The sequence below is a fragment of the Xanthomonas fragariae genome, from assembly GCF_017603965.1.
GTDB lineage: Bacteria > Pseudomonadota > Gammaproteobacteria > Xanthomonadales > Xanthomonadaceae > Xanthomonas > Xanthomonas fragariae_A.
Genome location: NZ_CP071955.1, coordinates 1,580,737 through 1,594,395 on the forward strand (window position 1 = coordinate 1,580,737; position 13,659 = coordinate 1,594,395).

The window sequence follows — 13,659 nt, forward strand, 5'->3', positions numbered from 1 at the left end:
AGTGCGTGTCCGGTCCGGCGATATGCGCCGTTGCATCACTGCGCGCCGAGTGGCCGCACCGACCTTCGAGATCACTGCATGACCGCTTCTTTCGTTCGCCGCAGTTGCCTGTTGGGCCTGATGCTGGCCAGCCCCGGCGCCTGGGCGCTGCCGACGCTGCCGCTGCTGTTTGCCGATGGCGCGGTGGTGCAGCGCGACCAGCCGATGCCGGTATGGGGCTGGGCGGCGCCCAATGCTGCAATCACGGTCGGCTTCGACGGCAAGCGTGCTACCGCCAAGGCCGATGCAACAGGACAGTGGAAAGTCGGTTTGCCCGCCCACAACGCAGGCGGACCGTACGAGCTGAGCGTGCAGGGCGATGGCGGCCAGTTGCAGGTGCGCGATGTGCTGGTCGGCGATGTCTGGCTGGCCAGCGGGCAATCGAATATGGAATTCGCACTTGCGCAGGCTAGCGGCGGCCCGCAAGCGGTGGCGGCCGCCAACGACACGCAATTGCGGCATTTCAAGGTGCCCAAGTCGTGGTCGGTGCAGCCGCAGGCACGTCTGACCGGTGGCGACTGGAAGGCTGCGACGCCAGAGAACGCTGGTGAATTCACCGCAGTCGGTTACTTCTTCGCCAAGGAGCTGCGCGCCAGCACCGGCGTGCCGATCGGCATCGTCAACAGCACCTGGGGCGGTAGTTCCATCGAGGCGTGGATGGATGCGGCCTCGCAGGGCTTGACTGCCGATCAGAACCAGGGCGCGATCGAGGCGAGTAAGCAGCGCGATGCCGCCGCGCAGGCTGCCACCGACAAGCGCATCGCGCGCTGGTCCAAGGTGGAAGGCGATACCCCGCAATGGCGCGCAGCGGATTTCGACGACAGCGACTGGGACAGCATCCCGGTCACCCAGCAATGGGAATCCAGCGGTTATAAAGGCATGGACGGCATTGCCTGGTACCGCACCACAGTCAGCTTGAGTGAAGCCGAGGCCAGGGCCGGCATTGCGCTGGGCGTTGGCCAGATCGACGAATCGGACATCACTTACGTCAACGGCACCCAGGTCGGCGAGACCGTCAAGCAGTGGAACCTGCCGCGCGTCTACACCGTGCCTGCCTCGGCATTGCATGCCGGTGTGAATCACATCGCAGTGCGCGTGGAAGACCTCAGTGGCGGCGGCGGCATGCATGGCCCGGACGAGCAGCGCTTCGTACGGTCCAAGGCTGGCGCCAAGCGTGCATTGGGCGGCTGGAAATTCCGCCCGGCCGCGGTGCGCGTATCATTTGCCGACAACAAGAATCAGCTGCCCACGCTGCTGTACAACCAGATGATTCGCCCGCTGCAGCCGTTCCCGGTCAAGGGCGTGATCTGGTACCAGGGCGAAACCAATGCCAGCGATACCGGTGCGGTGAAATACCGCGAACAGTTCGCTGCGATGATCCAGCAATGGCGCGGCGAACGCGGCGCAAAGACGCTGCCGTTTCTGTGGGTGCAGCTGGCCAACTTCAAAGCCGGCGGCGACAAGGGCGACTTCAGCCCGTGGGCGCTGTTGCGTGAGTCGCAGTCCAAGACGCTGGCGCTGCCGGCAACCGGGCAGGCGGTGATCATCGATATCGGCAACCCCACCGATATCCATCCCACCAACAAGCGCGATGTCGGCCATCGCTTGGCGCTGGCAGCGCGGCATGTCGCCTATGGCGAAACTCTGGTGTACAGCGCGCCGGTGTTCAAGCGCGCAAGCTTCGCCGATGGTCAGGCAGTGCTGAGCTTGGATCTGCAAGCCAGCGCGTTGCAGGTGCGTGGCGGCGGTGCGGCGCAGGGCTTGCGCATTGCTGGCGCCGACCAGCACTTTTATCCGGCCACCGCGCAGATCGACGGCGACCGGGTGATCGTGCGTAGCGATGCGGTGCGTGCACCGGTGGCAGTGCGTTACGGCTGGAGCGAAAACCCGGACGATGCCAATCTGGTCAATCGCCAGAACCTTCCTGTTTCCCCCTTCCGCACCGATACCTGGTGACACGGAGCCTTATGTCCATGCATACCCCCGTTGTGCGTGTGACTTGCCACTCCGGCGCGCGTAGGTGTCTGCGTCCGCTGCTGCCGACTGCGTTGACGCTTGCCTTGGCCGCGTGTCAGTCCGGCGAGCAGCACGACACATCCCAATCGGCCGCCGTCGCACCGGCTGCCAACACTGCAGCAACGCGCCCGGCGACCGTACACGCGCCGGCCGCGCAGACGCCGATGCCGCAGTTCGTCAGCACCGACGGCAAACACGCGTTGATGGTCGATGGCGCGCCGTTCCTGATTCTGGGCGCTCAGGTCAATAACTCCAGCAATTACCCTGGCGTCATGGATAAAGTGTGGCCGGCGATCCAGGTGCTCGGCCCCAACACCGTGCAGGTGCCGATCGCCTGGGAACAGGTCGAGCCGGAAGAAGGCAAGTTCGATTTCTCCTTCGTCGATACGCTGCTCGCGCAGGCGCGCGAGCACAAGGTGCGGCTGGTGCTGCTGTGGTTTGCGACCTGGAAGAACAACGGCCCGGCGTATGCGCCGCATTGGGTCAAGACCGACAACCAGCGCTTCCCGCGGGTGGTGACGCGCGAAGGCAAGGCGATCGGGTCGCTGTCGCCGCATGCGCAGGCCACGCTGGATGCCGATCGCAAGGCGTTCGTGGCCTTCATGCAGCATCTGAAGAAAGTCGATCCGCAGCACACCGTGATCATGATCCAGCCGGAGAACGAGGCGGGCACCTACGGCAGCGTGCGCGACTTCTCGCCGATGGCGCAGAAACTGTTCGACGGCCCGGTGCCGGATGAACTGCTCACGCGTTTGAACAAGCGACCGGGCAGCTGGGCGCAGGTGTTCGGTGCCGACGCGGACGAGATCTTCCATGCATGGTCGATCGGCCGTTACATCGACCAGGTCGCCGCAGCCGGCAAGGCCGAGTATCCGTTGCCGATGTACGTCAACGCTGCATTGCGCGGCCCGTTCAATCCCGGCCAACCCGGTCAGTACGCCAGCGGTGGCCCCACCGACAACGTGCTCGATGTGTGGAAGGCCGCCGGCCCGCATATCGATCTGCTGGCACCGGACATCTACATGCCCGAGTACCGCATGTACACCACGGTGCTGGAGCGTTATGCGCGTGCGGACAATGCCTTGTTCGTTGCCGAAACCGGCAATCGGCCGGAATACGCGCGTTATCTGTTCCCCACGCTGGGCCATGACGGCATCGGCTGGTCGGCGTTCGGCATGGATTACACCCGCTATTCCAACTATCCATTGGGCGCCAAGCACGTCAACGAACAAACCCTGGCGCCGTTCGCGCTGGGCTTTGAGTTGGTCAAGCACGGCATGCGTCCGTTCGCCAAGGCGGCTTGGGAGGGCAAGCTGCACGGCACTGCCGAAGAACCCGGCCAGGCAGTGCAGGAGCTGCAACTCAACGAGCGTTGGAGCGCCACGATCACCTATGGCGTGCCGCAGTTCTGGTTCCATGGCAAGCCGCCGGGCAACCCCGAGCCGATCGGCGCAGCCTTGATCGCCGAGCTGGGCGCGGACGAATTTCTGGTCACCGGTTACCACGTGCGCGTGAACTTGCACCCGGCCAGCGAAGCGACCGCCAACATGCTCTACGACCGCGTCGAAGAAGGCGTCTACGAAGGCACCGACTGGAAATTCGAGCGCAACTGGAACGGCGACCAGACCGACTATGGCGTCAATTTTTCCAGCGCGCCGCAATTACTCAAGATCAAGCTGGCGACCTACAAATAAGCGTGTCGACCAGCGCTGCTGCGCAGCCTGACATCTGCGCAGCGCGCTTTCCGCCACGTTGCATACATCGAACTCATGCGCCCCGCCCCCGCGGCAGCGTTTCGCAAATCCAAGGGAGTGAACATGCAAACCACCATCCGTTCGGCCGGCCCCGCGCCTGCACATCGGCGCACACCGCTGGCCCATTGTCTGGCTTTGTCGCTGGCCTTATTGGCCAATGCTGCGCATGCGCAGGAGCTACGCAAGGCCGCTGATGGCGTCACCGTGGTGCCGAGCGCCAAGGGCGCCGCACCGGTGCGCCTGCAAGTGGTCGATGCCGGCATCATCCGGGTCAGTGCCGACCCGGACGGCGACTTCGCGCGCAGCCCCAGCCTGATGCGTGTGCCGGTGCAGGGCGATGCGGCCTTCCAGCTGGCCGAGCAGAGCGACAGCGTGCAGCTGAAGACCGGCAAGATCACCGCCACCGTCTCCACCGTCGATGGCCATGTCAGCTTCGCCGATGCCACTGGCAAGCCGGTGTTGTCGGAGGTGGCTGGCGGGCGCAGCTTTGCCCCGCTAAAGGTCGAGGGCAAGCAGTATCTGAGCGTGCGTCAGCGCTTTCAGTCGCCCGATGACGAAGCGTTGTACGGCTTCGGCCAGCATCAGCAGGGCTGGATGAATCAGAAGGGCCGCAACATCGAGTTGCAGCAGAACAATCTCGACATGGCAGTGCCGTATCTGGTGTCCAGCCGCAAGTACGGTCTGCTGTGGGACAACAATTCGATCAGCCGCCTGGGCGACCCGCGCGGCCTGCAGCCGCTGCCCAAGACGCTCAAGCTCTACGACGCCAAAGGCAAGGCCGGTGCGTTGACCGCGCGCTATGCGATCAACGGCAAGCAGGTTCTCGAACGTCGCGAGAGCGAGGTGAACTATCAGTACCTCAGCGACCTGACCACGTTCCCCAACAAGGCGATCACCAAGGACAAGAACAGCCGCATGCAGGTCACCTGGGAGGGCCAGATCGAAGCGCTCACCAGTGGCGAGCACACCTTCTCGCTGTATTCGAGCGAGTACGCCAAGGTGTACGTCGATGGCAAGCTGGTCATCGATCGCTGGCGCCAGAACTGGAATCCGTGGAATCATGAGTTCAAGCTCGATCTGGAGCCAGGCAAGCGCCACACCGTCAAGGTCGAGTGGGACCTGATCGACCCCAGCTACATCGCGCTGCTGCATCGCGACCCGCTGCCGGCCGCCGAAGCCCGCGATCTGTCGCTGTGGTCCGAAGCCGGGCAGATGATCGACTACTATTTCGTCTTGGCCGATTCGTACGACCGGGCGGTTGCCGGCTATCGCGAACTCACCGGCAAGTCGGTAATGCTGCCCAAATGGGCGTATGGCTTCTGGCAGAGCCGCGAGCGTTACAAAAGCCAGGACGAGCTGGTCGGCGCCGTGGCCGAATACCGCAAGCGCAAGCTGTCGCTGGACAATATCGTGCTGGATTGGTCGTACTGGCCGGAAAACGCCTGGGGTTCGCATGATTTCGATCCGCAGCACTTCCCGGATCCGGACAGCATGGTCAAGGCCGTGCACGACATGCACGCGCAGATCATGATTTCGATCTGGCCAAAGTTCTATCCCACCACTGCCAACTACAAGGAACTGGACGCTGCCGGTTTTATCTTCAAGCGCAACGTGGCAGTGGGTGAGCTGGACTGGATCGGCAAGGGCTACAAGAACGCGTTCTACGATCCGTATTCGGAAAAAGCGCAGGCGATCTACTGGCGCCAGATCAACGAAAAGCTCAACAGCAAGGGCTTCGATGCGTGGTGGATGGATGCCGACGAGCCGGATGTGCATTCCAACCTGGACATCGGCGAGCGCAAGGCACGTACCACGCCCAACGCGCTGGGTTCGTCCACCGAATACTTCAACTCCTACCCGTTGCCGCACACGCATGGCGTGTACGTGGGCGACCGTGCGGCCGACGACAAACGCGTGTTCATCCTCTCGCGCAAGGGCTATGCCGGTACCCAGCGCAATGCGGTGGCGGTGTGGAGCGGCGATATCGTCTCGCGCTGGGACGACATGCGCGACCAGATCTCCGGTGGCGTGAACATGGCATTGTCCGGCCTGCCCAACTGGACGTTCGACATCGGCGGTTTTGCGGTGGAGAAGCGCTACGAGAACCAGGACCCGGCGCATCTGCCGGAATGGCGTGAGCTCAACACGCGTTGGTTCCAGTTCGGCGCCTTCGTGCCCATCTTCCGATCGCATGGCCAGTTCCCGTACCGCGAGATCTGGAACATCGCCCCGGAAGGGACGCCGTTCTACGACAGCATGGTCTATTACAACCGTCTGCGTTATGCGCTGCTGCCGTACATCTACAGCCTGGCTGGCGATATCTATCAACGCGACGGCGTGATCATGCGCGGCATGATGATGGACTTCCCGAACGACCCCAAGGTTCGCGACATCGACGACCAGTATCTGTTCGGGCCGGCGTTCCTGGTCGCACCGGTGACCAGCTTCGGCGCGACCTCGCGTCAGGTGTATCTGCCGGCCGGCAGCAGCTGGCTGGAGTTCGCCACCGGCAAGCGTTACGCAGGTGGCCAGACCATCGAAGCGGCCGCGCCGATCGAGCGTATGCCGTTGTTCGTGCGTGCCGGTTCCATCGTACCCACCGGCCCGGTGCAGGAATACGTGGACCAAAAGCCGGATGCACCGCTCACCGTGGTGGTCTACACCGGTGCCGACGGACAGTTCTCGCTGTATGAGGACGACGGCAAGGGCTACGGCTACGAGAAGGGCGAGTTCAGCCGCATTCCGCTGGTCTGGAACCAGGCCAAGGGCGAGCTGAGCATCGGCCAGCGCCAGGGCAGCTGGATCGGCATGCAGACCAAGCGCACCGTCAACGTACGCTTCGTCGACGGTCCGCGTGAGGACGCCGGTGCGCTCGCGCCCAAGACCGACGTCAGCATCCAGTACGATGGCAAGCCGGTCAGCGTGTTGCAGCGCAAGATTGCCTCCGGCAAAGCGCGTCGTCGATGATCCCGGGCCGTTGTCAGTCAGTGAGTGCGCAGATGCCGGATCGCCGCAAGGCTCGGGCGTGCAGGTCCGGTCATGCAGCGCGCTGGTCCACGTGCTGACCCGCAGGGAAGTCTGCAAGGCAAGCGGCGCCGCACTCGCGGTGCTGGGTGCTGCACCGGCTGCTTGCGCGGTTGCTACGTCGGTCACTGCGCAGGCAGCGGATAAACCATCGCTGCCTGAGGTTGCCGCCGCCGATGCCGTGCAGTTGTGGTATCGCGAACCGGCCAACCAATGGGTGCAGGCGTTGCCGGTCGGCAACGGCCGGCTGGGCGCGATGGTGTGGGGCGGCATTGCCCACGAGCGCCTGCAACTCAACGAAGACACGCTGTATGCAGGCGGCCCGTACGACGCCACCAGCCCCGAGGCATTGGCGACGTTGCCGCAGGTGCGCGCTCTGATTTTTTCCGGCCGCTATGCAGAGGCCGAAACGCTGGCCGACGCCAAGCTGCTTTCGCGTCCGCTCAAGCAGATGCCGTATCAACCGTTGGGTGATCTGTTGCTGGATTTCGATCGCGCCGACGGCATCAGCGACTATCGTCGCCAGCTCGATCTCGATACCGCGATGGCGACTACCACGTTCCGTTCCTGCGGTGCATTGCATCGGCGCGAAGTGTTCGTGTCGGCACAATCGCAATGCATCGTGGTGCGCCTGTCGTGCGATCGTGCGCGCGCCATCTCGTTGCGCGTGGGCATCGATAGTTCACAGAGCGGCGAGGTCACGGTGGAGCGGGACGGCCTGTTGTTCAGCGGTCGCAACGGCAGCTTTGCGGGCATCGACGGCAAGCTGCGCTTCGCATTGCGCGTGTTGCCGCAGATCAAGGGCGGCACGGTCGGCTATTTACGCGACCGTCTGCGTATCGAAGGCGCCGATGAAGTGGTGCTGCTGCTTACGGCCGCTACCAGCTACCGACGCTACGACGCGGTCGATGGCGATCCGCTTGCGCTGACCGCAGCAAGCATGCAGAAGGCCGGCAAGCTTGACTACGCCGCAGTGCTGCGCGCGCACCTGGCCGATCACCAGCGGTTGTTCCGGCGCGTGGCGATCGACCTGGGCACCAGCGAAGCAGCGCAGCTGCCCACCGACGAACGCGTGCAGCGTTTTGCTCAGGCAAACGATCCGGCGCTGGCTGCGCTGTATCACCAGTTCGGTCGGTATTTGCTGATCTGCAGCTCGCGGCCTGGTACTCAGCCGGCCAATCTGCAGGGCATCTGGAACGACCTGATGCAGCCGCCGTGGGAAAGCAAGTACACCATCAACATCAACACCGAGATGAACTACTGGCCTAGCGAAGCCAACGCGCTGCACGAGTGCGTCGAACCGCTTGAATCCATGTTGTTCGATCTGGCCAAAACCGGCGCGCGCACCGCACGCGCGATGTACGACGCACCCGGCTGGGTGGTGCACAACAACACCGATCTGTGGCGCCAGGCCGGCCCGATCGATGGCGCGAAGTGGAGCCTGTGGCCGATGGGCGGCGTGTGGCTGCTGCAGCAGCTGTGGGACCGCTGGGATTACGGCCGCGACCGTGCTTATCTGGGCAAGATCTATCCCCTGTTCAAGGGCGCTGCGGAGTTCTTCGTCGCCACGTTGGTAAAGGATCCGCAGACCGGTGCGATGGTGACCAATCCCTCGATGTCGCCGGAAAATCAGCATCCGTTCAATGCCGCGCTGTGCGCTGGCCCCACCATGGATGCGCAACTGCTGCGCGATCTATTCGCGCAATGCATCGCGATGAGCAAGTTGCTCAAGGTGGACGATGCCTTTGCACAACACCTGAGCACGCTGCGCGAACAATTGCCGCCCAACCGCATCGGCAAGGCGGGGCAGTTGCAGGAATGGCAACAGGACTGGGACATGGACGCGCCGCAGATCCATCACCGTCATCTCTCGCATCTGTACGCGCTGCATCCCTCCAGCCAGATCAATCTGCGCGATACGCCAGAGCTTGCCGCCGCGGCAAAGCGCACGCTGGAAATCCGTGGCGATAACACCACCGGCTGGGGCATCGGCTGGCGCTTGAATCTGTGGGCACGTCTGGCCGATGGCGAGCATGCGTATCGCATCCTGCAACTGCTGATTTCCCCAGAGCGCACCTACCCGAATCTGTTCGACGCGCATCCGCCGTTCCAGATCGATGGCAACTTTGGCGGCACTGCCGGCATCACCGAGATGTTGCTGCAGAGCTGGGGCGGCAGTGTGTTTCTATTGCCCGCGTTGCCCAAAGTATGGCCGCGCGGCAGCGTGCGCGGTTTGCGCGTGCGCGGCGCTGCCAGCGTGGACCTGGAATGGGATGCAGGTCGCTTGCAGCAGGCACGCGTGCACAGCGACCGTGGCGGGCGCTATCAACTATCTTACGCAGGGCAGACCCTGGACCTGGAACTGAGTGCAGGCCGCACCCAGCAGGTTGGCTTCGACAACGACCGATTGGTGACGCAATGAGCTTGTACGTAGGATTGGATGTGGGCACGCAGAGCGTCAAGCTGGTGGCCTACGATCCGCAAGAGCGCGAGGTGGTCGCCACGATCGCCGCACCCATGGAACTGATCAGCCGCGCCGACGGCACTCGCGAGCAACAGGCCCAGTGGTGGATCCACGGTATCGTGCATTGCTTCGCGCAGCTCGATGGCGAGCAGCGTGCACAGGTGCGTGGCATCTCCGTCTCCGGCCAGCAGCACGGCTTTGTGCCGGTGGCCGCCGATGGCAGCGTCACCGCACCGGTGAAGCTGTGGTGCGACACCAGCACTGCGCTGGAATGCGACCAGATCATGGACGCGGTGGGCGGGGTGGCTGGCAGTGTGGCCACCGCAGGCAACCCGATCATGGCCGGCTACACCGCCTCCAAATTGCCGTGGACGCGCAAGCATCGCCCCGAGGCGTATGCGGCAATGACCACGGTGATGCTGCCGCACGATTACGTCAACTTCTGGCTCACCGGCGAGCGTTTCGCCGAAGTCGGCGATGCCTCCGGCACCGGTTGGCTGGACGTGCGCACGCGGCAGTGGTCCGAGCGCATGCTCGGCGCCGTCGATGCACAGCGCGACCTGCGCGATGCACTGCCGCCGCTGGTCGAAACGGGTGCAGTGTATGCGTTGTCCGACGCAGCTGCCGAAGCGCTGAGTCTTCCTGCCGGCGTGCGGGTTACCACCGGCGGTGGGGACAACATGATGGCCGCGATCGGCACCGGCAACGTGGTGCCTGGTCGCCTGACCATGAGCCTGGGCACCTCCGGCACATTGTTCGCTTACGCCGACCACCCGGTGGTGGACGACGACGCACGCTGGGCCGCGTTCTGCTCCTCCAGCGGCGGCTGGTTGCCGCTGATCTGCACCATGAACTGCACCGTCGCCACCGAGGCGGTGATGCGCATGTTCTCCATCACCCGCGAACAGACCGAAGCGCTGATTGCCAGCACCACACCGGGTGCCGATGGCTTGGTGTTGCTGCCGTTCTTCAACGGCGAGCGCACCCCGGATTTGCCGGCCGCACGCGGCTGCCTGTTCGGTATGGATCTTCACAACACCAGCCCGGCGCACTTCTATCGCGCCGCGATGGAAGGCGCGACCTACAGCTTGCGCAATGGCTTCGATGCCTTCGTTGCCGCAGGCCTGCAGTTCGACACCATCCTGCTCACCGGCGGCGGCGGCAAGAGCGCGCAGTGGCGGCAGATGGTGGCCGATGTCTTCAATTTGCAGGTCGTGGTGCCGACCCAGCCCGAAGGCGCCGCATTCGGTGCCGCGTTGCAGGCCCTGTGGGCCTGCGATCGCGATGACGGCGGTGCGGACGCATTGTCGGATGTGGTGCTGGAGCATTTGCAGATCGACCACGCGCTATCGGCGCGTCCGGATTCGCAGCGCGTGGCCCAGTATCAGCAGCATTATCAGAACTTTCTCAAGCACCTGCATGTCGTCACCCCGCTCTACGCCGGCTGACTTTTACTCCCCAGAACCGAAGGACATCTCACCCCATGAGCAACACCGTTTACATCGGCGCGAAAGAATATTTTCCCGGCATCGGCAAGATCGGCTTCGAAGGCCGCGACTCGGACAACCCGCTTGCGTTCAAGTTCTACGACGCCGACAAAAAGATTGGCGACAAAACCATGGCCGAGCATCTGCGCTTTGCAGTGGCCTACTGGCACAGTTTCTGCGGCAACGGCGCCGATCCGTTCGGCCCGGGCACGCGCGCCTATCCGTGGGACGTTGGCAATACCGCATTGAACCGTGCCGAAGCCAAGGTCGATGCTGCGTTCGAGTTCTTCACCAAGCTCGGCGTGCCGTACTACTGCTTCCACGACATCGATCTGTCGCCCGATGCCGACGACATCGTTGAGTACGAAAGCAATCTCAAGCACATGGTGGCCATCGCCAAGCAGCGCCAGGCCGATACCGGCGTCAAGCTGTTGTGGGGCACCGCAAACCTGTTCTCGCACCCGCGCTACATGAATGGTGCCGCGACCAATCCGGACTTCAATGCGGTGGCGCGCGCTGCGGTGCAGGTCAAGGCCGCCATCGAGGCAACCGTGGAATTGGGCGGCGAAAACTACGTGTTCTGGGGCGGCCGCGAAGGCTATGCCTGCCTGCATAACACGCAGATGAAGCGCGAGCAGGACAACATGGCGCGCTTCCTCACACTGGCGCGCGACTACGGCCGCGCCATTGGGTTCAAGGGCAATTTCCTGATCGAGCCCAAGCCGATGGAGCCGATGAAGCACCAGTACGACTTCGACAGCGCCACGGTGATCGGCTTCCTGCGTCAGCACGGACTGGATCAGGATTTCAAGCTCAATATCGAAGCCAACCACGCCACGCTTTCTGGTCACAGCTTCGAGCATGACCTGCAGGTCGCCTCTGATGCCGGTTTGCTCGGCAGCATCGATGCCAACCGCGGCAATCCCCAGAACGGCTGGGACACCGACCAGTTCCCGACCGATCTGTACGACACCGTCGGCGCGATGCTCGTGGTGCTGCGTCAGGGCGGGCTGGCACCGGGCGGCCTGAATTTCGATGCCAAGGTGCGGCGTGAATCCTCCGACCCGCAGGATCTGTTCCTAGCCCACATCGGCGGCATGGATGCATTCGCACGCGGGCTGGAAGTGGCCCATGCGCTGCTCACTTCGTCGCCGTTGGAACGCTGGCGTGCCGAGCGTTACGCCAGCTTCGACAGCGCTGCCGGTGCGGCGTTTGCCGATGGCACCAGCACATTGGTGGACCTGGCCAACTATGCTGCGAGCAGCGGTGAGCCGAAGCAGATCAGCGGCCACCAGGAAGCGTATGAAAATCTGATCAATCAGTATCTGACCCGTTGATGTCCCGTGGCCGGCGGCGCACTGCCTCGCCGGCCGATGTCGGCCAACTCGTGGCCGCTCCTTTGCATGCTTCCAGGTGAACCCATGTCCAGTGTCTTCATAGACGGTGCCCCCGATGCCGGCGAGAACACCCGTTTCATCATCCTGATCAGTTGCGTGGCCACGATCGGCGGCTTTTTGTTCGGTTTCGACAGTGGCGTGATCAATGGCACGGTCGATGGCCTGAAGCAGACCTTCCAGTCCAGCGCCGCCGAGACCGGGTTCGAAGTCGCCTCGATGCTGCTGGGTTGCGCCATCGGCGCCTTCTTCGCCGGCCGGCTGGCCGACCGCTGGGGTCGCCGCGCCGTCCTGATCATTTCTGCGGCGCTGTTCCTGCTCTCGGCCATTGGCGCCGGTGCTTCGCACAATTCCGGCTTTTTCATCCTCGCCCGTGTGATGGGCGGCTTTGCGGTGGGCGCGGCCAGCGTCATCTCGCCGGCCTATATCGCTGAGGTCGCCTCTGCGCGCTATCGCGGCCGGCTCGCCACGCTGCAGCAGATCGCCATCATCAGCGGGCTGTTCTGCGCGTTTCTGAGCAACTATCTGCTTGCCAATGCCGCCGGTGCCTCCACCGAGCCGCTGTGGGGCGGGCAGGCCGCATGGCGCTGGATGTTCTGGATGCAGGCGGTCCCGTCGTTGCTGTTCCTGGTGCTGTTGCTGGTCATCCCGGAGAGCCCGCGCTTTCTGGTGGTCAAGGGCCGCCGCGAGCAGGCGCTGGTGGTGTTGAAGCGTCTGTACGGCAACGCCGCCGCGCAGACCAAGTTGACCGAGATCTCGGGCTCGATGTCGGCAGACCAGCACAAGCCCAAGTTCTCCGACCTGATCAACAAGGCCACCGGCAAGGTCCGCCCGATCGTCTGGATCGCTGTGGGCCTGGCGGTGTTCCAGCAATTGGTCGGCATCAACGTGGTGTTCTACTACGGTGCGGTGCTGTGGCAGGCGGTAGGCTTCTCCGAGCAGGACGCACTGCTGATCAACGTGCTCTCTGGCGGCCTCAGCATCGGCGCCTGCCTGGTCACGGTGATGCTGGTCGACAAGATCGGCCGCAAGCCGTTGCTGTGGATCGGCTCGGCGGGCATGGCGGTGTCGCTGGCCCTGGTGACCTACGCCTTCGCCACGGCTTCGCTGGATCCCAACGGCAAGCTCGCCATGTCCGACGCCATGGGCATGCTCGCGCTGGTGGCCGCCAACGTCTATGTGGTGTTCTTCAACGCCTCGTGGGGCCCGGTGATGTGGGTGATGCTGGGCGAGATGTTCCCCAACCAGATCCGCGGCTCGGGCCTGGCGATTGCCGGAGCTGCGCAGTGGACGGCCAACTTCGCCATCACCGTCAGCTTCCCGATCCTGCTCGGCAGCATCGGCCTGGCCGGCGCCTATGGCATCTATACGGTTGCCGCGCTTATCTCGGTATTCTTTGTGCTTAAGTACGTCCACGAGACCAAGGGCAAGGAGCTTGAGCAAATGGAAGGCTGATTTGTCTGTTATTCCTGCTATCTGCA

The 13,659-nt window shown here is 63.7% G+C and carries 7 protein-coding genes; all 7 read left to right on the plus strand.

From position 1 onward, the window contains the following. The first annotated feature begins 78 nt into the window (after window positions 1-78). A complete protein-coding gene (locus J5I97_RS07430; RefSeq protein WP_208590705.1) occupies window positions 79-1,995 on the plus strand; it encodes a sialate O-acetylesterase in 1,917 nt (638 codons plus the stop codon). 11 nt (window positions 1,996-2,006) lie between these two features. Then, window positions 2,007-3,749, plus strand: a complete 1,743-nt coding sequence (galD, locus tag J5I97_RS07435; protein ID WP_208590712.1) for a GH35 family beta-galactosidase GalD — start codon at window positions 2,007-2,009, stop codon at window positions 3,747-3,749. A 123-nt stretch (window positions 3,750-3,872) separates the two neighbouring features. After that, the gene (locus J5I97_RS07440) at window positions 3,873-6,776 is read left to right on the plus strand and encodes a TIM-barrel domain-containing protein (protein ID WP_208590720.1); all 2,904 of its coding nucleotides are present in this window, start codon (window positions 3,873-3,875) and stop codon (window positions 6,774-6,776) included. A 91-nt stretch (window positions 6,777-6,867) separates the two neighbouring features. Then, window positions 6,868-9,255, plus strand: coding sequence for a glycoside hydrolase family 95 protein (locus J5I97_RS07445; protein WP_208590722.1), 2,388 nt, complete (start codon window positions 6,868-6,870; stop codon window positions 9,253-9,255). Further along, window positions 9,252-10,745, plus strand: coding sequence for a xylulokinase (gene xylB, locus J5I97_RS07450; protein WP_208590730.1), 1,494 nt, complete (start codon window positions 9,252-9,254; stop codon window positions 10,743-10,745). Before J5I97_RS07445 ends, xylB begins: the two co-directional genes overlap by 4 nt. Before the next feature lie 35 nt (window positions 10,746-10,780). Next, window positions 10,781-12,121 (plus strand): xylose isomerase, encoded by a 1,341-nt coding sequence (gene xylA / locus J5I97_RS07455; protein WP_208590732.1) that lies wholly within the window; start codon window positions 10,781-10,783, stop codon window positions 12,119-12,121. 84 nt (window positions 12,122-12,205) lie between these two features. Then, window positions 12,206-13,633 carry a sugar porter family MFS transporter gene (locus tag J5I97_RS07460; protein WP_208590734.1) on the plus strand — a complete coding sequence of 476 codons (1,428 nt, stop codon included), beginning with the start codon at window positions 12,206-12,208 and terminating at the stop codon, window positions 13,631-13,633. The last annotated feature ends 26 nt before the right edge of the window (window positions 13,634-13,659 follow it).

Excerpts from the sequence above, each read along its gene's own strand:
- J5I97_RS07430 (WP_208590705.1), top strand. The coding sequence starts at position 79 with ATGACCGCTTCTTTCGTTCGCCGCAGTTGCCTGTTGGGCCTGATGCTG.
- galD (WP_208590712.1), top strand. The coding sequence starts at position 2,007 with ATGTCCATGCATACCCCCGTTGTGCGTGTGACTTGCCACTCCGGCGCG.
- J5I97_RS07440 (WP_208590720.1), top strand. The coding sequence starts at position 3,873 with ATGCAAACCACCATCCGTTCGGCCGGCCCCGCGCCTGCACATCGGCGC.
- xylB (WP_208590730.1), top strand. The coding sequence starts at position 9,252 with ATGAGCTTGTACGTAGGATTGGATGTGGGCACGCAGAGCGTCAAGCTG.
- xylA (WP_208590732.1), top strand. The coding sequence starts at position 10,781 with ATGAGCAACACCGTTTACATCGGCGCGAAAGAATATTTTCCCGGCATC.
- J5I97_RS07460 (WP_208590734.1), top strand. The coding sequence starts at position 12,206 with ATGTCCAGTGTCTTCATAGACGGTGCCCCCGATGCCGGCGAGAACACC.